We start from the raw sequence: 22,383 nt of genomic DNA on the forward strand, positions 1-22,383 counted from the left end.
TCACCTATTCAAATCTTTTAGCTTGAACAAATCCTACTTTTCTATAAACCTTATCTAAAGTTTTTCTAGCCTTATTATGTGCCTTTGCTGCACCTTTTGCATAGATTTCCTCTAGATAGTCTTTATTCTCCATAAGATATTCATATTTTTCTCTTACAGGTCTTAGCCCTTCAACTATTACTTCTGCTGTTTCTCGCTTAAAATCACCATAGCCTTTACCCTCGTATTTACTTACTATAGCTTCAGTAGAATCTCCTGTAAAGGTTGAATATATGTTAATGAGATTCTTTATCCCTTTTTGCTCGTCGTTATAAGCAACAATACCTATAGAATCAGTTACAGCTCTTTTTATTTTGTTTGTGATAGCATCGGCAGAATCTAACATGAGAATCGTAGCATTAGGATTCTCATCTGATTTTGACATTTTTTGGCTCGGCTCCTGAAGACTCATAATTCTAGCTCCTTCTTTAGGTATAAAGCCTTCTGGAACTATAAAGGTATCGCTGTATCTAGAGTTGAATCTCTGTGCCAAGTCCCTTGCAAGCTCTAAGTGCTGTTTTTGGTCCTCTCCAACAGGAACTAGGTCAGTCGAATATAATAGTATATCGGCAGCCATAAGCACAGGGTAGGTAAATAAACCCGCATTTAAATTTTCAGCTTTTTTCTGAGATTTTTCTTTGAACTGAGTCATTCTATTTAGCTCTCCCATATAGGTCATTGTATTTAACACCCATGAAAGTTCTGCATGCTCAGGCACATGAGATTGAATAAATAAAGTGTTTTTCTCAGGATCAATTCCACTTGCAATATACTGAGCAAGCACATCTAATGTAGTTTTTCTCAAATCCTTTGGAACTTGGGGAACTGTTATGGCATGAAGGTCTACAACGCAGTAATAACAATTATATTCATCTTGTAATGCTACCCAATTTTTCATAGCTCCTAGATAATTTCCAAGAGTTAGTTTTCCAGATGGCTGCATGCCGCTAAATATAGTTTTTTTATCCAATTGTAATTCCTCCATTCTACTTAGTCAGCATATTGAGTATAAGTTTTTTTGAATTCTTTGCTGCTTCAAATACAAACTCATCGAAATTGCCTGGCGCTTCTCCGTTTGCTTTATCACTCATAGCTCTTATTACTAAAAATGGCATTTTATTAAGCATACAAACATGAGCTATGGCTGCTCCTTCCATTTCTGCGCAGTCTGCATTAAATTCTGTTTGAAGAGCATCTTTAAGCTCAGAGGAAGAAACGAATACGTCTCCTGATACCACTATGCCTTTTTTTACATATACATCCTTTAAATCTTTTGCCGCATCAGATGCCATATCTATTAGCTTATCATCAGCTATAAATACGCTCGAATCCATTCTTGGAATTACACCTTTTTTATGTCCAAAAGCAGTAACATCAAAGTCATGCTCAATAAGCTTAGTCGATAATACTATATCCCCTATTCCTAAATCATCAGCAATAGCTCCAGCTACTCCTATATTGATAATAGCCTTGACTTCAAATCTATCTATAAGTATTTGAGTACACATAGCCGCATTTACTTTTCCTATGCCTGAACGAACTACAACTAAATCGGTGTCATTGATTCTACCCATATAAAATGTAAGTCCAGCTATCTCTGAAACTGTTATATCATTCATGAGCTCTTTTACTAAAGTTATTTCTTCTTCCATTGCTCCTATTATGCCTATTTTATTCATACAAGCCTCCTAAAATTTACATTTATGATTTACTTTCTATTATAAGTATATTAATCCTTCAAAGTATATCATAAAATTAAATTTTTTGGATAAAATACTCTAAAATTCGTACTAAAATAGAGCAAAGATAATTATAATTGAATTTCCTTTGATTTTACTTTTTCTATTAGCTCCTCTACTTTTTGCTTTATGATATCTCTAGTCGTTCTATAGCCATCGATAGGTCCTCCTGACGGGTCATCCAGTCCCCAGTCCTGCATAAACTTATTTGGTACAAAAGGGCAAACTACATTGCAACCCATAGTAATTAATATGTCTAATTCATAAGGTATGTCTGATAGCAGTTTGGGTTTATGATTACTTATATCTACCCCAGCTTCTTTCATCACTTCTACGGCTAGTGGCTTTACTTCATGATACTCTTCAGTTCCAGCTGAGTACACTTCAAAAATATCAGAGCCTAATTCCTTTGCCCAGCCTTCTGCCATTTGGCTTCTACAAGAATTGTGAACACAGACAAATGCTAATTTATACTTCATAAGAGCCTCCTTCATATCGATAAAAATCGATTTATATTATTGTATATAGTATAGATAGATTTTGATATAATGTAAAGTGACTTTGTATTAAATAAGAATCCAAATTAAAGCAATTGGCTATTGCCCATTAGCCATTTAAACCTTTTGTATTTACAATAAAATCCATACCGGAGGATACCATGAACCAAGACTTAGAATCAAAAAAAATACCTGCCTTACTTTTTCAGTTATCTCTTCCTGCTATAACCAGCATGCTTATTTCAGCTGTTTATAATATAGTCGATAGAATATTTGTAGAAAAAATAAGCCCACTCGCGCTTTCAGGTGTAGGTATAACTATGCCAATTCAAATACTTCAAATGGCATTTGTACTGCTTATTGGTATAGGCTCTTCTACTCTTATTTCTATTAAGCTCGGAGAAAAAAAAGCTCATGAGGCTGAAGTAATACTTCATCAAGCCTATAAATATATAATGATATCTATGGCTTTATTTTCTTTAATAATGATACTTTTTATGAATCCAATTTTAGATATTTTAAATGTTTCGAAAGAAGTATATCCTTATGCAAAGGATTATATCTTTATTATGGTCATAGGTTCAATTTTTGGTCTTCCTGGATTTTGCCTCAATAATTCTCTAAGAGCCATAGGTAAAGCTTCTATCTCAATGAAAATAGTTGTATCAAGTGCTGTTATTAACATTTTACTAGATCCTCTTTTTATTTTCACCTTTAATATGGGTGTAAAGGGAGCAGCTTTAGCTACAGTAATATCTCAAACTTATGTTACCGTAATGGTATTTTGGCTATTTGCAAAATCCAAAAACTTTCCAATTAATTTAAAATTCATTATGCCTGTAGAGAAATCCTTTATAAAAGAAATAATACAAAACGGAGCACCATCCTTTTATATGCAAATCTTTGCAACTGTTGTAAATATTATATTCAATAGAGCTGTGGTTCAGTATGGCAACGATTTATATTTAGCTGCAATGACAATAGTGCAAGCAGTGTACAGCTTTTATCATATGGTGGTTGTAGGTATAGTTCAAGGAGCTCAGCCTATTGCTGGCTATAATTTCGGGGCAAAACGTTATGATAGAGTAAGAGAGACCCTTATCCTTACGCTAGGTTCAGCTTTTGTTATATCTATTAGTATATTTGGAATAATTCAGCTATATCCTTCGATTTTATCTGGAATATTTACTTCGAATCAAGAGCTTCTTAGTCTTACAAACTACTCCATGAAGCTATATTTGTTTATGCTACCACTTATAGGCCTTCATACTGTTAGCTCTCAATATTTCCAAGCTGTAGGTAAGCCTAAAAAAGCTAGTATTTTGTCCTTGCTAAGATATGGACTTATTCTTATTCCTCTTTTGTTTGTGCTTCCACACTATTTGGGTATTCAAGGAGTATTTATAAGCAATGTTATATCTGATTTTATAGCTTCATCTGTAGCAATCTTTTTTATATCAAAAGAGCTATATTATCTTAAATCAAATTTATAGGTATAGCTTAATAAATATACTATTTTCTAATATAAATTAATCTGCACATTTCATTATACTAATATCATAATTCCCATAGAAAATTTAAACTTTTTTATTAAAAAAAGGATTCAAACTTTGATGTTTGAATCCTTTTTAATACTATATGGACAATAAAGTAAATCTATATTGATAACAAATCTATATTTCTTTATGCTTATTGTTTTTCAACAGCTATTTTAGCATCATGTCCATTGATTATATCTTCTTGCATATTGCTTGTTTCACCGTTTACTATTTCTACAGCTAGGGTTTCATCCTTGATGTAATCAGTGTGAATCTCTATAGCCTTTGCAACTTCTTCTGTGGAAGTAAAGTAAACTTTTATCTTATCCATCATTTCTAAATCTTGAGCTTTTCTCATTTGTTGGATTTTTGATATAAATTCTCTAGCAAAGCCTTCATTTATAAGCTCTGGAGTAAGATTAGTATCAAGAACTATAAATAAGTTGTTTTCTGTAGCAACGTCAAAGCCTTCTTTAGGAGATACATTTATAAGCACATCGTCTTTAGTAAATGTAAAGCTTTCCCCTGCTAAATCAAAAGCAATTGAATCTCCATTTTGAAGCTTATTTACTGCTTCTGGAGCATCTAATGCTGAAAGCTTACTTGAAAATTCCTTAAGCTTAGGTCCTAGAGTCTTTCCAAGCGTTGCAAAGTTAGGCTTTAAGCTGAAATTCATATATTGATTGATATCTTTAGAGAAAATAACCTCTTTAACATTTAGCTCTTCTTCTATCAGCGGAAGCAAATCTTTCATTATAGCTTCATAAGATGCATCTATATATGCTTTTCCTATAGGCTGACGAACTTTGATTTTAGCTGCTTCTCTAGATGCTCTTCCTAGTGTAACAAGATTTTTAACAAGGTCCATCTTATGCTCTAGCTTTTCATCTATAAGCTCATCATTACATCTTGGGTAGTGGCTTATATGAACAGATAGCTCTCCAGTTAGCTTTCTATAAAGCTCTTCAGATAAAAATGGCGAAAACGGTGCAACCATCTGAGCTATTCCAACCAAAACCTCAAAGGTTGTATTGTAAACCGATTTTTTATCTAAAGTAAGCTCAGTATCCCAGAAACGTCTTCTGCTTCTTCTGATGTACCAGTTTGATAAATCTTCATTTACAAAATCTTGAATTGCTCTAACAGTTTTTGTCATGTCATATCTTTCAAGCTCAACTTCCACATATTTCTTTAGGTTATTGTATTTTGAAAGTATCCATCTATCTAGCTCAGGTCTTTCATTGTAAGGTATGAAAAACTCCTTAGGGTCTATATTGTCTGTGTTTGCATATAATGAGAAGAAGTTATATACATTTTTAATTGTTCCAAAGAACTTGCTTTGAACTTCTTTAAGTGCATCCACATCAAACTTAGTAGGAGTCCATGCAGGAGACACATAAAGTAGGTACCATCTTAAAACATCCGCTCCATACTTATCGAACATTTCAAACGGATCTACAGTGTTTCCTCTTGATTTACTCATTTTTTTGCCATCTTTATCTAGTATAAGGTCATTTACTAGTACATTTTTGTATGGTGATTTTCCCATTACAAATGTAGATATAGCAATAAGTGAGTAGAACCATCCTCTAGTTTGGTCTATTCCTTCACAAATAAAATCAGCTGGGAACAGCTCATCAAAGTTTTCCTTGTTCTCAAAAGGATAATGATGCTGAGCAAAAGGCATTGAGCCTGAATCAAACCAGCAATCTATAACATCTTTAACTCTAGTCATCTGTTCATTACATTTAGGGCAATTTATATGAATATCATCTACGTATGGTCTATGAAGTTCAATTGACTCATCTATTGGCTCTATTGACTTTTCAACTAATTCACTAATTGAGCCTATTGACTCTTTATGTCCACAACTGCACGTCCAGATGTTAAGTGGAGTTCCCCAGTATCTAGAACGTGATATTGCCCAGTCGTTTACATTTTCTAACCAGTTTCCAAATCTCTTTTCTCCTACATAATCTGGGAACCAGTTAACTGTGTTGTTATTGCTTACTAGCTGATCTTTTAATTTTGTCATTTCTATATAATAGCTTGGCTTTGCATAATATAAAAGTGGAGTTTGGCATCTCCAGCAGTGAGGATAATTGTGGTCCATTTTTTCTTTGCTGTAAAGCTTGTTTTCTGCAGCTAGCCACTTGATAATATCTACATCCAAGCCTTCTTCCATTACAAATCTGCCATCCCAGATAGTACCTATATACTTTCCATCTTCGCCTACTGGCTGAACCACTGGAAGACCATATTTTCTTCCAACATTGTAGTCATCTTCACCAAATGCAGGAGCTGTATGAACTATACCTGTACCATCTTCTGTTGTAACATAATCTCCAAGCACAACAAAGAATGCTTTTTTGTCAGGCTTTACAAATGGCATAAGCTGCTCATACTCAATGTACTCAAGGTCTTTTCCTAAAATTTCCTCTAAAACAGTATATTCGCCTTTTAATACCTTTGGTGCAAGTGTTTTTGAAAGATAGTATATTTCACTTTCTTGTTGTACTTTTACATAAACTTCTGTTGGTGATACTGCAAGCGCTACGTTTGATGCTAGAGTCCAAGGTGTAGTTGTCCATGCAAGGAAATATTCATTTTCTGCATCTTTTCTTTTGAATTTAGCAATCAAAGTGTTTGTTTTAACTTCCTTGTAGCCTTGAGCAACCTCGTGTGAAGCAAGTCCTGTTCCACAACGAGAGCAATATGGAAGAATTTTATGTCCTTCATAGATATAGCCTTCTTTATGGAACTTATCTAAAATCCACCATACAGATTCTATATAATTGTTGTCTAGAGTGATATATGGATTATCCATATCGATAAGATAGCCCATTCTTTCTGTCATCTGTCTCCACAAGCTCTCATACTCAAATACAGATTCTCTACAAGCCTCATTGAATTCTTTAATTCCATATTCCTCAATCTCTTGCTTTGAGCCAAGGCTTAATTTTTTTTCTACTTCAATCTCAACAGGTAGTCCATGAGTATCCCATCCTGCTTTTCTCTTAACCTGATATCCACTCATGGTCTTATATCTACATACAGAATCTTTAAGTGTTCTAGCTAAAACGTGGTGGATTCCTGGCTTACCATTTGCAGTTGGAGGTCCTTCGTAGAATACAAAAGACGGAGAATCCTCTCTGGCCTCTACACTCTTCTTTAGCAAGTCAATCTCATTCCAAAATGCCGTTAAGCTTTGTTCATTATCTTTTACTGCAGCATTGTTCAAGTTCTCAAACTTCATAATATATCTCCCTTCAAATCATATTCCGTACTCAAAATGTAAATCCTTATTATTTCGACAATAAGCTTATAAAATACACTTATATTATCTACACAAAAAAATCCCTGCAAAAATGCAGGGACGAATAATTCCGCGGTACCACCCTAGTTGTTCATGGCATCTAGCCAGAACCTCTCAAATGCACTTAACACGTGCAAGATGAAAAAATCTACTAAATAAAGACTTCTTATTTTCGATTTTTTAGCTCCTAGGTGATTTTCACTGATAATCCTATGTAGAGTTCCCACCTCTTCCTCTACTCTCTGAAATATTTATATCAGTTACTCTCCTAATCATAGCCTTTTTGTATTCATATTTAGTGATTATTTTATACTATATTGTTAAAAAACGCAAGAATTTATTCTATATCTTTGAATGTCTCTTCAATACTTGAAATTCCATCTTCTAGCAAGGATTTAAACTTTCCTTTAAATATTACAAATTCTTTTCTGATGTTTTCGTAATCCTTTTTAATTTGAATAACATCGTTGTTTGCCTGCTCTACAATTTTCTTCGCTTGATGATGCGCCTCATCAATTATAAGCGATGATTTTCTCTGGGCACTTGCATTTACTTCCTCAGCAGTCTGCTGAGCTACAATAAGAGTTTCCTTTAAAGTCTCCTCTATGGTCTTATATCTTTTAATCTGCTCAGTCAGTGCATTTAACTTATCTTTAAGTTCTATGTTTTCCCTATAAAGGTTTTCATATTCCTTTTTGATTTCATCTAAATAGCTATCGACTTCATTTTCGTTATATCCTCTTAAGCCTTTTTTAAATTCTTTGTTTTCTATATCAAGTGGTGTAATCATATATATCCTCCTAAAGTACTTTTTTTACCCTAGCCCTCATTTTGCCTTTTTTAGTTTCAGATATAACTTCATCAAAAATAGCTCTTCCATATCCTTTAAGTGATATCAAAGAGCCGTCCTTAATTTCTCTTGAATTTGTAGTAAATAGCTCAAAATCCACATACAATCTTTCTTTTAATATATATTCTTGAATTTTGGCCCTAGAAAGATTGAAAATTTCAGAAACTACAGCATCAGCTCTTCTCGAAGAAGTGGTGATAATTTTTTCTTGATAATTTGGTATAGATTCTTCAAAATCGTATTCATCTATTATTTTGGCTGTTATTGAAGCCTTGTTTATAGAAGTTAGGTTAAACATTATATAGTGGCTTACATTTTTGTCTGCAATTATATATGCGCAGTCCTCATGAACGTGAATATCTCCTAGCTTTTCCCTTTTTATCCCTAGAGCTAATAATGCTCCTAAATAGTCTCTATGGCTGAGCTTATTAAATTTAAAATTTCCGCTTATTTTTATAATATCATAGGGTTTTTCTAAAGACTCTTCTGCTATGTATTCTGGAAATATCTGTATTATACTCCTTTCGGGCATAGCTGAAGGACTACACTCTCTAAACCCTATAGAATCTAGTCCCTTAAGAATCGATATGAAGTTCTTTTTTTCAAAAGGGTTCATAAAGTCAGTATTCCTAATGTCATAATTGTCAATGACCCCTTCAGCCTTAGAAAGATTTTTAATTATAGTTTTTTTAAGTTCAACATTTTTTATAAAAGAAGTTAGCTTTTCTTTATCCATTTAACTCTCACTTATAAAATAAACAATAGTCTTAAAATTACATTTCTAACAAAACTTAGAAGGAACAAGACAATTATAGGTGAAATATCTATTGGCCCTAGATTTATGTATCTTGCAGTAAATTCCCTAACAGGCTCCATTATAGGCTCAGTGACATTATAAATAAATTTCACTGGCTTAGAATACATATTTACATTTGGAACCCATGACAATATTACTCTTATTAGCACCAATAGTTGTACGATTTCAAAAAAGTAATTAACAGCTGTCCTAATTGCCCACATCTAAAATCTCCTTTTGTCTACCATCTAAATAGACCTTTACTTTCAAGCTCTTTTTTAATGTTTCCATCGATATCTATATTTGAAGGAGCAAGAACAAATATAGCCTTTGATATCTTTCTAATATCTCCATCCATAGCATAAATAGCCCCATTTAAGAAATGGAAAATAGTTTTTGAAACTTCTGGATCATGGATATTTTCAAGATTTACAACTACAGCATTTCTAGTTTTTAAGCTATTAACTATAGTAGGTGCATCATCATATGATGTTGGTTCATAAACTATAACCTTCATCTGCTGCTGATTAGGATTGATATTTACAACCTTATTAGATGAAGCCTTTGAAATAATTGGTGCTACAGAAAGGTTTTCCTCTTCAAAATATTCATCATCCTCAAAATCATCTTCTCTTAAACCTCCAAAAAGGAAGTCTTTAATCTTTCCTGATAATTTTTCTGCCATAACTAATCCTCCTATACATAATTTCTTTCACCAAAAATGCCTGTTCCTACTCTTATCATGTTAGAGCCTTCTTCTATTGCTATTTTATAGTCATTGGTCATGCCCATCGAAAGATACTTCATCTCTACATTTTCAAGTGATAAACTTGACAATTCATCAAATAGGTTTTTTAACTTTTTAAAATAAGGTCTAGTTTGCTCTGGTTCAGCTTCAAAGGGAGCCATTCCCATAAGTCCTACAATTCTTATATTATTATAGTTCAAAGAAACCTCTTTAACAAAAGCCTCAACATCCTCTGCAAGTAACCCATGCTTTGAATCCTCAAGTGATATATTCACTTGAACGAGACAATCCATGATTAAATCGTTTTCTTTAGCTCTTTTATCAATTTCTTTTGCAAGAGGTATTCTATCTAATGAATGAATTAAGTCTATTGTCTTTATTATATATTTTACTTTGTTAGTCTGTAAAGTGCCAATAAGGTGCCAAATGGCTTTTTTTGATACATTTGGATGTTTTTTTTCTACCTCTTGGACTTTATTCTCACCCAAATTTTCAATTCCTGAGTCTAAAGCCTCATTTATTTGTTCGACCCCTACAGTTTTACTCACAGCTATGAGAGTTACATCGTCATTTCTTTCGCATTTATTTAGTGTCTTTTTTATTTCTTCTTTTACAAATTCAATATTAGTCTTAATTTGACTCATTATCTCACCCTCTGTCCATCTTTTATATTTTTAGGAGATACTATAAGCTCATCATAAAGATTTATATTTTCTGAGTTTTGTAAGGCATTAGGGTCATACCTCAATACATAATATTTTTCATTTTCTCCAGCTATAGTATCAATAGGCTTAAATACAGCACTTCCAACCTCATTTACTATAAATACCCCTTTTTTGTTTTCATAATTAGTAACAGTTTCTTTTGGAATCAATAAGCCGCTAGGATTTTCATAGCAAATTTGAGCCTTATACTTTCTCTTTTTAGTAAAATCAAAATTTTCATCTTCAATACTGAATAGCCCAACAAATTTTTCATCTTCGCCTTTATAAAAGTCTTCTAGCTTTGCTTTAATAGTTTCCTTATCAATAATGATTTCAACTGCTTTGCCTCTTTCTATTACCTTAATATCCTCAGGTGTAACTTCAGTAGCTAAGTACCACATGTGGTTGTTGATAATAGATGCTATTACATCTCCTTGATTGACACTTTCGCTTTCTGATACTAGATTTTTATCTTGAAATTTATTTATTTTTGTAACAGATAGCTTGTCTTTATTTATAATAGAAAATTCATCTTGTAAACCGTCGCTATAAAAAGCTAAAACTCCAGGATTAACAGATTTTATATAAAATTTTTCCGAGCTAAGCTTATTCTGAATTTCAGCTTTTTTTGATTCAAGCTGCTCCACAGTCATGTTTCCTAGACTCGATGCACCTGTTAGAAGCTTTTTTCTATCCATAAGCGTAAGAATTTGCTCTTTTAAATCTGGTATATAAGATATATCATTTTCAGCAATTCTATGAGATATATCAGTATATAAAAAATCAATTTTATTATTTATCTCTTCAATTTCTTTTTCAGGGTTTTGAATAGCTGCGTTGTTTTTCAACTCATTTATCCTTCTGTTTAAAATCTGAAGTGTCGACTGTTCATCTCCACTTAGCTCTTCATTTTGAATTTTTGCTACCAAATCTGCTCTTTTAACTCTATCTCCCTCATCTACAAAGTAGGATACATATCCTGCAGATGGAGCCTTAAGCTGATATTCTTCTCTTAGGATAAGTACATCTTTTTCTATAGTATTAGATATTTCTCCCAAATCTAAAGTGTAAGTTTTAATAGTAGCCGCATTTACAACAAAGTATACATGAAAGCAAAAATACAGCATAAAACCAAATATTAAAAAATATAATAAATTAAAACGTTTCTTTTTTGACTTTGGCATATATTTTTCACACTTTCTTATTCTTATTGATAGTTTATAGCCTAAGATGGCAAAATAAAAATCTAGTATTTAAAACTCTGAATATTTTAAATGAATCAAGTCCTCAGTCTCATGTTTTTTTGTTCTAGTCATTAGACTTTTTATAGTTTCTTTAATGTCTTTGCCTTCGTATAAAACCTTATATATTTCAGCTGTTATAGGCATATCTATGTTTTTTTCTAGAGCTAGATTATAGGCTACCTCAGTTGCAGTTATCCCTTCAACTACCATTTGTATTTCTGCTAGGGTTTCCTCTAAAGTTTTACCTTGACCTATCATTATTCCAGCTCTTCTATTTCTTGAGTGCATAGATGTACAGGTTACAATTAAATCTCCTATACCTGATAGACCTGCAAAAGTGGATATATCAGCCCCTAGAGCAACTCCTAGCCTAGCTATTTCAGCAAGTCCTCTAGTCATTATTCCAGCCTTTGTATTATCTCCATAGCCTAGTCCATCGATAATTCCACTTCCAAAGGCTATGATATTTTTTAAGGCTCCTCCAAGCTCTACTCCAATTACATCTGGATTTGTATAAACTCTAAAAAACTCACTGCTAAAAACATCCTGAATATACTCAGCTGCTTCAATATTTTCAGAAGCTGCTACAACAGTCGTAGGCATTTTTACTGCAACCTCTTCTGCATGAGATGGTCCTGATAGAACCACGAAACTATTGCTTGGCAAAAGCTCTCCTACAACCTCAGATATTCTTTTATTAGTGCCTTTTTCCAAGCCTTTCGATACATTTACTAAAATTACATTTGAACTGATTTTATTTTGGAGACTCAAAACAGCTGCTCTAGTAGCTTGAGAAGAGACAGCTAGCACTATTACTGATGCATCCTTGGTCGCTGAGTCTAAATCTGTAAAAATATTTATCTCAGAAGGTATAATTATATCTCCTAGATATTTGCTGTTCTTATTTGTATTAATCATTTCATTTGCTTGAGATTCATTTCTAACATATAGGTTCACTTTATGTCCATTATTATTTAAAAGCAAAGCTAAGGCACTTCCCCAGCTTCCTGCTCCCATAATACAAATAGTATCCATATTATCCTCCTACTTTGTTTTCTCTCCTAATTTTCTCTCAGTTTTGTTTATGAGTCTTTTAATATTTTCTCTATGAGTAAATATAATAAACCCTGCCAAAACAATGCTAGTTATAATTGATTCTCTAGGCTGACGCGCTGAGTATAAAATAAATGGAAGCGTTGACATACCCACAATAGAGCCAAGTGATACATATCTTGTCTTCATTATAAGCGCTATCGCAAGCAAAAGCGCGATAAGTCCATAAATAGGAAATAGGCCAAGAAGTGCTCCAACACTAGTTGCTACTCCTTTACCACCTTTGAACTTAAGCAGTACCGGAAAAACATGTCCAAATACAACAGCCACTGCAGCAACTAGAGCAAACTCCAGTCCGCCTGCTTTGTAGCCTATCTGCGTTGCAATTAGACCTTTTAGAAAATCAATCACAAAAACTATGAGCGCATATTTTGCTCCCAACACTCTAAGTGTATTTGTAGTTCCAGCGTTTCCTGAACCATGCTCTCTTATATCTAAATTTTTAAATTTTTTACCTATAAAATACGATGGTGAAATGTTTCCTAATAAATAACTTATCAATACTATCGAAATCCAGCTCATATAACTGTACCCCCAAAGCTATTTTCTATTTTTTTCTCTTACGTATATTTTAAGAGGAGTTCCTTCATATCCAAAGTTTTCTCTTAGTTTATTCTCAATATATCTCTGATAAGAAAAGTGGAATAGCTCTTTTTCGTTTACAAAAATTGCAAACGTTGGTGGTCTTACCCCTACTTGAGTTGCATAGTATATCTTAAGACGCTTACCTTTATCAGATGGAGGTTGGTTCATCATTACAGCCTCTCCGATTACATCATTTAGTACTCCTGTAGCTACACGCTTTGATGCCTCATCAAAAATGAAATCTACAGTTTCTTTTATTTTTCCCATTCTTTGTGAAGTAAGTGCTGATACAAAAAGAATAGGGCAGTATTGCATAAATGGTAGCTCTTCTCTAATTTTTTTAGTATATTCCTTTACTGAGTGATTATCCTTTTCAATTAAATCCCATTTATTTACTACAACTATTGACGCCTTTCCAGCGTCATGTGCCAGCCCTGCAATTTTACTATCCTGCTCAGAAATTCCTTCAGTCGCATCTATAACAGTTAAAACTACATCGGCTTTTTCTACTGAAGCATAAGCACGAATAACTGAGTATTTTTCAATATTTTCGTAAACCTTGCTTTTTCTTCTAATCCCTGCAGTATCTATGAACAGATATTTTTTTCCATCCATTTCTATATAGGTGTCAATTGCATCTCTAGTAGTTCCTGCTATCGGACTTACTATAACTCTTTCTTCTCCAATAAGTCTATTTAGAATCGAAGATTTTCCTGCATTTGGTTTTCCAACAATAGCTACCTTTACAACATCTTCATCTAGCTCAGTATCCATATCCTGTGGGAAGTTTTTAACAACTTCATCTAGTAAATCTCCCGTTCCAAGACCTATACTTGAAGATACTGGTATTGGTTCTCCAAAACCTAGCTCATAAAAATCATAAAAATCATCTGGTAGATTTTTATTGTCTACTTTGTTTACTACTAAAAGCACTGGCTTCTTAGTTTTTAGCAGCATAAGTGCAACATCTCTATCTGATGGAGTAAGTCCAGCTTTTCCATCTACTACAAATAGAATTACCTGAGCCATATCCATAGCCAGCTCTGCTTGTTGTCTCATTTTTTTAGGAATCAGCTCCTCAGAATCCGGCTCTATTCCTCCAGTATCTATAATTGTAAAGTGCTTACTCACCCATTCTGCCTGAGCATATATTCTATCTCTCGTAACTCCTGGGGTATCCTCAACTATTGCGATTCTTTCTCCAGCAATCCTATTAAATAATGTCGATTTCCCGACATTTGGTCTTCCAACTATTGCTACTATTGGATTCATAAATCATACTCCTTTATAATTCTTATTTTTATACATTCAAACACCAAACCCTCATCTAAAAAGATAATCTTGGTAATAGCTATTAAAAGCTTTTCTTTTTGGCATTAAACTGCCCTTATATATTTTCCTAATTCTTTTGTACTCTTCCTACAAGCTTATCTATAAAGTCTCTTCCTTCAACCTCTGATATGATAATTTCTATTTTCAGTCTTTGCTTGAGTTCATCTAGAGTAATATTATCCAGAAAAATGTCTTCATCAGCTTTCATCATACTTCTTGGTATAATTAGCTCTTGTCCAAGGTTCTTATCCTTTAACTGCTTTTCAATATCACTAGCCGTTATTAATCCAGCTACTGTTATGGTTTCGCCAAAAAACTCGTTGCTAATCATATGCACATCAATTTTTAGACCTTCAAATTCTTTCATGATGAGCTTAGCCATACTATTTATAAACTCAAAAGCACTTTTTCCTGTCGCTATAGAAATATGCCTATTTATAGGAAATTTAGGTGTTTTTTCAAGCTCTTCATAAATTTCATGTTCTAATTTCGATATAAGCCCAACTCCATTTTCTAATTGCACATAGCCTTCATAAGCTTCTTTTGTTGGAAGATTTCTATTTGCCATCACATAAAATTCATCAGATAGAAAAGCAAACCTAGTTCCTAATTTATCCAATAGCTCATTTTGAATTTTTTCAATCTGATTTATAACCTCGTTTGCTGATTCTTTATCAAAAATTTCAACCTTGCATAAATTTTCTCTATACTTTGTTATTCCTATTGGAACTATAGCAACACTGTTAAGCTGAGGATATAGGCTAGCTAAATCATTTATGGTTTTATCTAGCTCCTCTTTGTCATTTACATCTGGCACAAGTACAATTTGAGCATTCATAGTTATGTCTGCAGTCTTAAGTCGTTTCATTTTATCCAGTACATCTCCTGCAAATCTATTGCCAAGCATATTTGCTCTAAGTATTGGATTTGTTGTGTGTACAGACACATTTACTGGGCTTATTCTATATTTTATCATTTTATCAATTTCTTTATCGCCCATATTTGTCATAGTTATAAAATTCCCCTGCAAAAACGAAAGCCTAGAATCATCATCTTTAAAGTATAGTGTTTCTCTCATACCCTCTGGAAGCTGATCTATAAAGCAAAAAATACATTTATTTCTACAGGTTTTAACTGAATCTATAATTGGATTTTCAAATTCTAAGCCCAAGGCTTCATCTATATCCTTATCAATTTCATATATAATATGTTCTCCAGATTGCTTTTCTATTTCAAGCTCAATATATTCATCAGCTTCAAGAAACTGATATTCTATTATATCTTCAATTTTTTGCGCATTTATTGCAACTAAGATATCTCCTACTTCTATTTCCAGTTCCTCTGCAATAGAATCTGGCTCTATTTTAGTTATTTTGTTTTCAAACTTCATTTTTTTTAGTTCCACATTCATCCACTCCAATATTCAACTACATACTAATATACCACACTAGCGCCCTTTTGGCATTAATGCAAAAAAAGACTCCAATAAACTCAATCGTTATTTGGAGTCATCTTTATCGTTTTTTGGAAATTCAATAATAAATTTACTTCCCTTATTAAGCTCACTATGAACTTTTATATTACCATTTAAGTTTAACACTATATGCTTTACAATTGCAAGCCCCAAACCTGTTCCTCCGACTTTTTTGCTTCTAGCTTTATCTACTCTATAGAATCTCTCAAAAATTCTATCAATATCTTCACTTGGTATACCTATTCCATCATCTTCAACCGAGAAAAGAATCTTTTTAGAATCCTCAAGCAGTGTCAGCCTTACAAAGCCTTCTTCCTTAGAATATTTTATAGCATTGTCGATAAGATTCAGTATCAGCTGTTTCATCAAATCAGGATTGGATTTTAAATAAATCTCATTGTCCATAGGGCTGAACTCTATAGTTACATTTTTGTCCTTTATTGTTTCAGAAACTAAATTTATACATTCATTTATTATATCAGCCAAGTTTACTGGTTCATTTGAATAATGGCTTTTGTTGCCTTCAATAAAAGATAGTATAAGTATATCATCAATTAATCTTTGAAGCCTATTGGATTCAACCTCAATTATATCTAAGAATTTTGTTCTCATAGCTTTATTAATTCCAGCATTTGATTTTAAGGTTTCGACAAAGCCATTTATTGAAGTTAGTGGAGTTTTGAGCTCATGAGTAACATTTGCAACAAAATCACTTCTAATTGTTTCAAGCTTTATTCTCTCTGTTATGTCTTCGATATTTACTATAGCACCTATTACAATCTTATCATTGTCATCGAGTCTAATTGGGTCTACATTTATTTTATAATCAACCGTTCCAAGATGAAGCTGGGTATGCGCTCTTTCTCTTTTATGAAACAAATCCAAAATACATAAAAGCAATCTCTGATCCTTTACTATCATTTCGAAAGGTCTTCCTTCGTAATCAGTTTCATGGTAATCAAAGATATTTTTAGCTGCCTTATTCATAAGAAGTACATTTTGTTCTTTATCTATTGCAACTATACCATTTGATATGCTTTTTAATATTGCTTTAAGCTTTGAGTTTCTATCTTTGAGTGTTTCTATATTACCATATATTTCTTTAGTCATAAGGTTAAAGCTTTTTCCAGCCTTACCTAAATCTCCAGAAAATGATGAATTTATCTGGGCCATATAATTTCCCTTAGTTACTTCATCATAAGCTTTTCCTAGCTCTTTTACATATCTTCTAAGTGAAAGAGTATACTTGCCCATTAGAATAGTCGCTGCTGCTAACAGAAAAACTAAAACATTCATAATGGCTTCCATTGTCATTTTATCTTATACCCCACTCCTCTTATAGTTTCTATATACTGAGGTTTTTTATCGTTATCCTCTATTTTTTTTCTCAAATGCCTTATGTGGACATCTACAGTTCTAGTTTCTCCAAAATATTCATATCCCCATATTTTATCTAGAAGATAATTTCTAGTTAGAACCTTTCCTCTGTTTAACGCAAGAAGCTTTAATAATTCAAACTCCTTTAGGGTTAAATCAATTTTCTCATTTCTTTTAAAAACCTCATAATTTTCCATGTCAATATAAAGCTCACCTATTTCTAAGCTTGTGTCCATAATAGGCTGGCTCGGAGCTGCATATCTTCTAGTGACAGCTTTTACTCTAGCCATCAATTCCTTTATGGAAAATGGCTTAGTGATATAATCATCAGCACCTAGCTCAAGGCCATAAATTTTGTCTTTTTCCATATTTTTAGCTGTAAGCATGATTATTGGTGTATCTTTTAACTCTTCATCTTCTCTTATCTTACTGCAAACCTTTGTCCCGTCCATAATAGGTAGCATCAAATCGAGTAAAATTAATGCTGGTTTTATATCCTTTGCTTTTTTTAAAGCTTCTTCTCCATCGTAGGCATATTCAACTTCGTATCCTTTAAGCTCCATATTAAACTTCAGAAGCTCAACTATATTTTCTTCGTCATCTACAATTAATACTTTTTTATTCATAGTCTACCTCCATGCTATTTTCCAATCACCCTAGCACAAGTATATATGAAAATTAACCTTCTTTTGTAAAACTCATGTTAAGTTTGTAAATAAATATTAGCTATTTTTTGCTTTTTTCCTCTATTATATTTTTCAGTTCATCCAAAAAGCTATTCACATCCTTGAACTGCCTATATACAGAAGCAAATCTAACATAGCTTACTTCATCTATATCTTTGAGTTTATCCATAACTAGATTTCCAATTTCTTCACTGGAAATTTCTCTTTGCATCATATTTACTATTTCTTTTTCTATATCAGTAACTATATTTTCCATCTGCTTTATTGATATCGGTCTTTTTTCACAGGATCTAATTATTCCCTTTAAAATTTTTTCTCTGTCAAAGAACTCTCTTGCTCCATCTTTTTTAACTACCATTACATTTACTTGCTCAATTTTCTCATAGGTAGTAAATCTTCTTTTACAATTTTCACATTCTCTTCTTCGTCTTATGGAATTGCCTTCCTCAATAGGTCGTGAATCAACAACCTTTGATGTATCAAAATCACAGTAAGGGCATTTCATTTCATCCACCTCAAAATTTTTAAATTGGTAAAGAAAAAAGTCTACTCAAAATGAGACAGACTTTTTCAGGTCATGTATAAAGCTTATTTCTTGTTGGTTCTAACTAACCACGGAGGAAGCTCAAGACTTTCTACTTCTTCCTTTGTTTCTTCCTCTTCTGCTATTATTTCCTCCTCGGCCACTTCGGCCTCATCTAGCAGATTAAAGGTCTTTGATTCCAATCCTCCTGGATGTCCATCAAATCCTGTAGCTATAACAGTGATGCTTATTTCATCTCCTGCATCCTCACTATAAGCCGTTCCAACTATTATCTCAGAATCATCTCTATTTACAGCTTCAGTAATAAACTTAGAAGCTTCATTAAACTCGTGTATTGTAAAAGTATCCTTAGATGCAGTAACATTTAGTAGCACAGCTTTTGCACCCTTAACAGTAGTCTCAAGTAATGGACTATGAATAGCTGCTTTTGCAGCTTCAAGAGCTCTGTTTTCTCCCTTAGCTTTTCCAGTACCCATATGGGCAATTCCTCTGTCAAGCATCGTAGTTCTAACATCTGCAAAGTCTACGTTGATAAGTCCAGGTACTTTAATTATGTCTGTAATACCCTTAACGCCTTGCTTAAGTACTTCATTTGCCATTTCAAAAGCGTCTTCCATTTTTGTATCTTTAGAACAGATTTCTAATATTCTGTCGTTTGGTATAACAATTAAGGTATCAACATTTTTCTTAAGTTCGTCAATTCCCTTTTCTGCTTTTTTCATTTTTTGAGGTCCTTCAAAAAAGAACGGCTTTGTAACTATTCCTACTGTAAGTATATTTAATTCTTTTGCTATTCTAGCTACAACAGGAGCTGCTCCAGTTCCTGTTCCGCCTCCCATACCTGCAGTAATAAAAATCATATCTGTACCGTCTAGAGAATTTTTGATATCCTCAATACTCTCCTCAGCAGCTTTTTGTCCAATTTCAGGATTTGCTCCTGCACCTAACCCTCTAGTTAGCTTTTCTCCAATTTGAAGTTTTGATTCAGCTTCTGATTTGTTAAGAGCCTGAGAGTCTGTGTTAACAGCTATATATTCAACCCCTACTATTCCTGCATGAATCATTCTGTTAACAGCGTTTCCTCCTCCGCCGCCAACCCCTACTATTCTTATTTTTTCTTTGCTGTCATTGGTACTAATATCAAATTGTAGCATGGCATGCCCTCCTAAAATTAACTATTCGTCATTTTAATACTTTTATTATAATCTATAAACTAGTATTTGCGCAAAATAATATATAATTTTATTTTAACTTATTCTAGTTCTTTTGTCATTGTTCTCTTTTTTGATGAGTAAAGTTTATTAAAAATAAGTCTTCTTATAGATGCAAAATTTTGGAATAGCCTTCCACCAAACACAATAATAGGCGCATAATACAAAGGTACTCCTAGCCTATCTCCAAGGTAAGCTAAAAATCCAGCTAGTATTGCATTAGTAAAAAAACCTGTGATGAACATAAGATTATCATAGGTATTTTCCATAGATGACCTTATAGCACCAAAAACCGAATCCATCGCAGCAAGTATTGCTACTGAAACGTAAAGTGAATAGTTATCAGGGTAAGTAAATGGCACATAGTAACCAACTACAACACCTAGTGCTAATCCAATAATAGCCCAAATCATCACTGTGCCTCCTTTAGATATTTAAAATTAATAGTCTTGCTGTATTTAGGTATAGTTAAGCTTTCTTCTGTAAAAAAATCTATTCCTATGCCATAAACACTTTTTAGTAAGTAGGCATATGAATCTGGCGCAGTAATAGCTTGCTTCATTTCATCTAGAGGCCCAGTGGCTGCAATCACAAAAGGCTGCCCAAAGGTCTTTCCATTTATAGTAATTGTAGGTCCACTGCATCTTATCTCAGACATAAAAAGAAGTCGTTGTCCATTTACTGATAGCGCCTCAGCTCCTGCAAGCTTGAGGTCATTTATTATATGAAGCACGTCTTGGTCGTGCACGATTATATTATTTGGGTTTTCTCCATCTTTTATTTCTCTATCACTATCTCTGATTTCTACTACAATTCCTCTGCCCTTAATATCCGTGCTTCCAGATATGTCAGCCATCATAAGCTTCTGTTCTTGTAGTACTGGAACTATTGAGCCACTATTGTCAAGCTCATCTTCATAGCGTTTGTACTCATCTTCTTTTTGCTTAATTAAATTATTAAGATTTATAATTTCGTTTTTTTCTACTTCAATCTGCTTCTCTATTTCTTGGATTGACTTTAAGGTGACTAATCCATGAGTAGAACTAACACTTTTTATTTGAAGCACTAAAATAATACCCAGTAGAAAAGTCATAAAAACCAACATATTTATTTTTGTTTTATTACCCGACATTTTCTCACCCTTAATTTTCTACTGGCATAGAGTATTTAAACTCAACATTTTTTGTGAACCTTGGCAATTTCAGCTCTGGTTTTTTTTCTATACTGGCATTTATATTATAGTGTTTTCGAATTTCCCATAAAACCCCATATCTTAAGTTTAATGCCGATTCCATAGTATCCGGATTCCCTACTGCTCTTATTTCATAAGGCTCAAAAATAGGATTCCCATTGACATAAAGCTTATCTCCAACTAGCTGAAAAAAAGTAGTATTTACATAACGTTCTTCATTTATGGCAATGCCTTCTGCTCCTGAAGCATTTAGCTTATTGATAACCGAAAGTAAAAGCTCATAATTATATGTAAGTAGAGCTGTTTGCTGAGATTCTTGATCTGAGGATTGAAATTTAATTACGATTCCTGGTCCAATAGCTTCCTTTTGACCTAGCATGAGCTCAAATTTATCAATTTCCTTTCTTAGCTCCTGCTCCATATAATCCTCTTGAAGTTCAGAATCCTTTAGCTCCTTGGCTTTCAATTCTAATGCCTGTAGCTCTTGTTCTAGACCTAGTTTTTTGTCTCTAAGAGATTTAAGCTCAGATTGAAGCTGTCTGGACTTTTGAGACGAAGCTACCCCACCGGTCAAGTCATCTATACTCTTAAGCTGTAGGGCAATTGTAATACCAATTATAAAGCTAAAAATAAGAAAAATTAACTTTTCCTTTTTCATACTAAATCTATCCTTCCCTATACACAGGATTACTATTATATCTCATATCAATTACTCCATAGTGGATTCCTTTAGTGTGCAAGTCCACCAAAATCTTATTTAGTCTAAGCATCTTGTCATTAAGTCCACTTCCGTCACCTAGAAGCACCGTTATACCATTTGAGGTTGTCATATATATATTTTCTAGATTCTTTAAGTTTATGTCGGATATGCTCTCAAGTAATCTTGCATTTTGAGAAACTGAAATCATACTGAGTATAGCTGTAAATTGCTCTTCATTTTCTATTGGGATTTTCTTTCCTAGCTGAACTTTCACAGGCTTTATTCCACTGATTATTGGTTTTTGCATAGCTGCAACATCTGTTTGGATTTTAAGGACAACTCCTTCTTCATCTATTATTGCATAGCCTCCAGTAACAGGTATAATAGCTGACTCAAATCTCTGCTTTATTGAAAAAACAAGTGTCTTTGGAAATTTTCTTTTAATTTTTATATCTTTTATATATGGATTGCTCTTTATGTTTCCTTCTGCTGCCTTCAGGCTAATTTTATAAATATTATTATCCTTATCTATTTTAGAAAGCTCTAATATTTCTTTTTTTGATAGGCTAGTTTCCCCTAATACAATTGCATTCTCAAAATAAAAATAAGGTAGAAATAAATAGCCAAAAACAGTCAAAATCAAGAATGCAAATATGCCTATAATTATTTTTTTTTTGCTTGTATTAATTCTTTCCATA

At 33.1% G+C, this 22,383-nt stretch carries 23 protein-coding genes and 1 other annotated feature; of the genes, 1 reads left to right on the forward strand and 22 read right to left on the reverse strand.

Going from position 1 to position 22,383, the window contains the following annotated elements; genetic code table 11:
- Nucleotides 1-4: 4 nt before the first annotated feature.
- From trpS to B5X47_RS02360, 3 genes are all read right to left on the reverse strand, one after another.
- Nucleotides 5-1,024, reverse strand: a complete 1,020-nt coding sequence (gene trpS, locus B5X47_RS02350) for a tryptophan--tRNA ligase (protein WP_079588606.1) — start codon at nucleotides 1,022-1,024, stop codon at nucleotides 5-7.
- A 1-nt stretch (nucleotide 1,025) separates the two neighbouring features.
- Nucleotides 1,026-1,718, reverse strand: a complete 693-nt coding sequence (locus B5X47_RS02355; protein ID WP_079588607.1) for a 5'-methylthioadenosine/adenosylhomocysteine nucleosidase — start codon at nucleotides 1,716-1,718, stop codon at nucleotides 1,026-1,028.
- Nucleotides 1,719-1,849: 131 nt separating this feature from the next.
- Nucleotides 1,850-2,257: an arsenate reductase ArsC gene (locus tag B5X47_RS02360; protein ID WP_079588608.1), complete on the reverse strand. Its 408-nt coding sequence runs from the start codon at nucleotides 2,255-2,257 to the stop codon at nucleotides 1,850-1,852.
- A gap of 179 nt (nucleotides 2,258-2,436) precedes the next feature.
- Here B5X47_RS02360 and B5X47_RS02365 point away from each other — a divergent pair, with 179 nt between their 5' ends.
- Nucleotides 2,437-3,768 carry an MATE family efflux transporter gene (locus B5X47_RS02365; RefSeq protein WP_079588609.1) on the forward strand — a complete coding sequence of 444 codons (1,332 nt, stop codon included), beginning with the start codon at nucleotides 2,437-2,439 and terminating at the stop codon, nucleotides 3,766-3,768.
- A gap of 196 nt (nucleotides 3,769-3,964) precedes the next feature.
- Here B5X47_RS02365 and ileS read toward each other — a convergent pair whose 3' ends face one another.
- From ileS to B5X47_RS02460, 19 genes are all read right to left on the reverse strand, one after another.
- Nucleotides 3,965-7,069, reverse strand: a complete 3,105-nt coding sequence (gene ileS / locus B5X47_RS02370) for an isoleucine--tRNA ligase (RefSeq protein ID WP_079588610.1) — start codon at nucleotides 7,067-7,069, stop codon at nucleotides 3,965-3,967.
- 113 nt (nucleotides 7,070-7,182) lie between these two features.
- Nucleotides 7,183-7,414: a binding site (T-box leader), on the reverse strand.
- A gap of 52 nt (nucleotides 7,415-7,466) precedes the next feature.
- Nucleotides 7,467-7,919 (reverse strand): DivIVA domain-containing protein, encoded by a 453-nt coding sequence (locus B5X47_RS02375; RefSeq protein ID WP_079588611.1) that lies wholly within the window; start codon nucleotides 7,917-7,919, stop codon nucleotides 7,467-7,469.
- Nucleotides 7,920-7,929: 10 nt separating this feature from the next.
- Nucleotides 7,930-8,715 (reverse strand): YlmH family RNA-binding protein, encoded by a 786-nt coding sequence (locus B5X47_RS02380; protein ID WP_079588612.1) that lies wholly within the window; start codon nucleotides 8,713-8,715, stop codon nucleotides 7,930-7,932.
- A gap of 11 nt (nucleotides 8,716-8,726) precedes the next feature.
- The gene (locus B5X47_RS02385) at nucleotides 8,727-8,999 is read right to left on the reverse strand and encodes a YggT family protein (RefSeq protein ID WP_079588613.1); all 273 of its coding nucleotides are present in this window, start codon (nucleotides 8,997-8,999) and stop codon (nucleotides 8,727-8,729) included.
- A 17-nt stretch (nucleotides 9,000-9,016) separates the two neighbouring features.
- Nucleotides 9,017-9,460, reverse strand: a complete 444-nt coding sequence (locus tag B5X47_RS02390; protein WP_013362092.1) for a cell division protein SepF — start codon at nucleotides 9,458-9,460, stop codon at nucleotides 9,017-9,019.
- An 11-nt stretch (nucleotides 9,461-9,471) separates the two neighbouring features.
- On the reverse strand, nucleotides 9,472-10,167 hold the full coding sequence (locus B5X47_RS02395; RefSeq protein ID WP_079588614.1) for a YggS family pyridoxal phosphate-dependent enzyme: 696 nt from the start codon (nucleotides 10,165-10,167) through the stop codon (nucleotides 9,472-9,474).
- Complete coding sequence (locus tag B5X47_RS02400) at nucleotides 10,167-11,411, reverse strand: biotin/lipoyl attachment domain-containing protein (protein WP_079588615.1); 1,245 nt, start codon at nucleotides 11,409-11,411, stop codon at nucleotides 10,167-10,169. Before B5X47_RS02400 ends, B5X47_RS02395 begins: the two co-directional genes overlap by 1 nt.
- Before the next feature lie 69 nt (nucleotides 11,412-11,480).
- Complete coding sequence (locus tag B5X47_RS02405; RefSeq protein ID WP_079588616.1) at nucleotides 11,481-12,506, reverse strand: NAD(P)H-dependent glycerol-3-phosphate dehydrogenase; 1,026 nt, start codon at nucleotides 12,504-12,506, stop codon at nucleotides 11,481-11,483.
- A 9-nt stretch (nucleotides 12,507-12,515) separates the two neighbouring features.
- A complete protein-coding gene (gene plsY / locus B5X47_RS02410) occupies nucleotides 12,516-13,106 on the reverse strand; it encodes a glycerol-3-phosphate 1-O-acyltransferase PlsY (RefSeq protein ID WP_079588617.1) in 591 nt (196 codons plus the stop codon).
- An 18-nt stretch (nucleotides 13,107-13,124) separates the two neighbouring features.
- The gene (gene der, locus B5X47_RS02415; RefSeq protein WP_013362097.1) at nucleotides 13,125-14,441 is read right to left on the reverse strand and encodes a ribosome biogenesis GTPase Der; all 1,317 of its coding nucleotides are present in this window, start codon (nucleotides 14,439-14,441) and stop codon (nucleotides 13,125-13,127) included.
- A gap of 127 nt (nucleotides 14,442-14,568) precedes the next feature.
- Nucleotides 14,569-15,906 (reverse strand): DUF512 domain-containing protein, encoded by a 1,338-nt coding sequence (locus B5X47_RS02420; protein ID WP_079588618.1) that lies wholly within the window; start codon nucleotides 15,904-15,906, stop codon nucleotides 14,569-14,571.
- Nucleotides 15,907-15,999: 93 nt separating this feature from the next.
- A complete protein-coding gene (locus tag B5X47_RS02425) occupies nucleotides 16,000-17,289 on the reverse strand; it encodes a sensor histidine kinase (RefSeq protein WP_079588619.1) in 1,290 nt (429 codons plus the stop codon).
- Entirely contained in the window at nucleotides 17,286-17,978 is a 693-nt protein-coding gene (locus tag B5X47_RS02430; RefSeq protein WP_079588620.1) for a response regulator transcription factor, read from the reverse strand. The genes B5X47_RS02425 and B5X47_RS02430 overlap by 4 nt, the downstream gene beginning before the upstream one ends.
- Before the next feature lie 100 nt (nucleotides 17,979-18,078).
- A complete protein-coding gene (gene nrdR / locus B5X47_RS02435; RefSeq protein WP_079588621.1) occupies nucleotides 18,079-18,543 on the reverse strand; it encodes a transcriptional regulator NrdR in 465 nt (154 codons plus the stop codon).
- Nucleotides 18,544-18,626: 83 nt separating this feature from the next.
- On the reverse strand, nucleotides 18,627-19,736 hold the full coding sequence (gene ftsZ / locus B5X47_RS02440) for a cell division protein FtsZ (RefSeq protein ID WP_079588622.1): 1,110 nt from the start codon (nucleotides 19,734-19,736) through the stop codon (nucleotides 18,627-18,629).
- Between the two features lie 98 nt (nucleotides 19,737-19,834).
- Complete coding sequence (locus B5X47_RS02445; protein ID WP_079588623.1) at nucleotides 19,835-20,206, reverse strand: small basic family protein; 372 nt, start codon at nucleotides 20,204-20,206, stop codon at nucleotides 19,835-19,837.
- Nucleotides 20,206-20,925, reverse strand: coding sequence for a DUF881 domain-containing protein (locus B5X47_RS02450; protein ID WP_079588624.1), 720 nt, complete (start codon nucleotides 20,923-20,925; stop codon nucleotides 20,206-20,208). The genes B5X47_RS02445 and B5X47_RS02450 overlap by 1 nt, the downstream gene beginning before the upstream one ends.
- Nucleotides 20,926-20,935: 10 nt before the next feature.
- Nucleotides 20,936-21,643, reverse strand: coding sequence for a DUF881 domain-containing protein (locus B5X47_RS02455; protein WP_079588625.1), 708 nt, complete (start codon nucleotides 21,641-21,643; stop codon nucleotides 20,936-20,938).
- A 7-nt stretch (nucleotides 21,644-21,650) separates the two neighbouring features.
- A complete protein-coding gene (locus tag B5X47_RS02460) occupies nucleotides 21,651-22,382 on the reverse strand; it encodes a cell division protein FtsQ/DivIB (protein ID WP_079588626.1) in 732 nt (243 codons plus the stop codon).
- Nucleotide 22,383: the final 1 nt, after the last annotated feature.

The sequence above is a fragment of the Acetoanaerobium noterae genome (assembly GCF_900168025.1).
Taxonomy (GTDB): Bacteria; Bacillota; Clostridia; order Peptostreptococcales; family Filifactoraceae; genus Acetoanaerobium; species Acetoanaerobium noterae.

Excerpts from the sequence above, each read along its gene's own strand:
- trpS (WP_079588606.1), bottom strand. The coding sequence starts at position 1,024 with ATGGAGGAATTACAATTGGATAAAAAAACTATATTTAGCGGCATGCAG.
- B5X47_RS02355 (WP_079588607.1), bottom strand. The coding sequence starts at position 1,718 with ATGAATAAAATAGGCATAATAGGAGCAATGGAAGAAGAAATAACTTTA.
- B5X47_RS02360 (WP_079588608.1), bottom strand. The coding sequence starts at position 2,257 with ATGAAGTATAAATTAGCATTTGTCTGTGTTCACAATTCTTGTAGAAGC.
- B5X47_RS02365 (WP_079588609.1), top strand. The coding sequence starts at position 2,437 with ATGAACCAAGACTTAGAATCAAAAAAAATACCTGCCTTACTTTTTCAG.
- ileS (WP_079588610.1), bottom strand. The coding sequence starts at position 7,069 with ATGAAGTTTGAGAACTTGAACAATGCTGCAGTAAAAGATAATGAACAA.
- B5X47_RS02375 (WP_079588611.1), bottom strand. The coding sequence starts at position 7,919 with ATGATTACACCACTTGATATAGAAAACAAAGAATTTAAAAAAGGCTTA.
- B5X47_RS02380 (WP_079588612.1), bottom strand. The coding sequence starts at position 8,715 with ATGGATAAAGAAAAGCTAACTTCTTTTATAAAAAATGTTGAACTTAAA.
- B5X47_RS02385 (WP_079588613.1), bottom strand. The coding sequence starts at position 8,999 with ATGTGGGCAATTAGGACAGCTGTTAATTACTTTTTTGAAATCGTACAA.
- B5X47_RS02390 (WP_013362092.1), bottom strand. The coding sequence starts at position 9,460 with ATGGCAGAAAAATTATCAGGAAAGATTAAAGACTTCCTTTTTGGAGGT.
- B5X47_RS02395 (WP_079588614.1), bottom strand. The coding sequence starts at position 10,167 with ATGAGTCAAATTAAGACTAATATTGAATTTGTAAAAGAAGAAATAAAA.
- B5X47_RS02400 (WP_079588615.1), bottom strand. The coding sequence starts at position 11,411 with ATGCCAAAGTCAAAAAAGAAACGTTTTAATTTATTATATTTTTTAATA.
- B5X47_RS02405 (WP_079588616.1), bottom strand. The coding sequence starts at position 12,506 with ATGGATACTATTTGTATTATGGGAGCAGGAAGCTGGGGAAGTGCCTTA.
- plsY (WP_079588617.1), bottom strand. The coding sequence starts at position 13,106 with ATGAGCTGGATTTCGATAGTATTGATAAGTTATTTATTAGGAAACATT.
- der (WP_013362097.1), bottom strand. The coding sequence starts at position 14,441 with ATGAATCCAATAGTAGCAATAGTTGGAAGACCAAATGTCGGGAAATCG.
- B5X47_RS02425 (WP_079588619.1), bottom strand. The coding sequence starts at position 17,289 with ATGACAATGGAAGCCATTATGAATGTTTTAGTTTTTCTGTTAGCAGCA.
- B5X47_RS02430 (WP_079588620.1), bottom strand. The coding sequence starts at position 17,978 with ATGAATAAAAAAGTATTAATTGTAGATGACGAAGAAAATATAGTTGAG.
- nrdR (WP_079588621.1), bottom strand. The coding sequence starts at position 18,543 with ATGAAATGCCCTTACTGTGATTTTGATACATCAAAGGTTGTTGATTCA.
- ftsZ (WP_079588622.1), bottom strand. The coding sequence starts at position 19,736 with ATGCTACAATTTGATATTAGTACCAATGACAGCAAAGAAAAAATAAGA.
- B5X47_RS02445 (WP_079588623.1), bottom strand. The coding sequence starts at position 20,206 with ATGATTTGGGCTATTATTGGATTAGCACTAGGTGTTGTAGTTGGTTAC.
- B5X47_RS02450 (WP_079588624.1), bottom strand. The coding sequence starts at position 20,925 with ATGTCGGGTAATAAAACAAAAATAAATATGTTGGTTTTTATGACTTTT.
- B5X47_RS02455 (WP_079588625.1), bottom strand. The coding sequence starts at position 21,643 with ATGAAAAAGGAAAAGTTAATTTTTCTTATTTTTAGCTTTATAATTGGT.
- B5X47_RS02460 (WP_079588626.1), bottom strand. The coding sequence starts at position 22,382 with ATGGAAAGAATTAATACAAGCAAAAAAAAAATAATTATAGGCATATTT.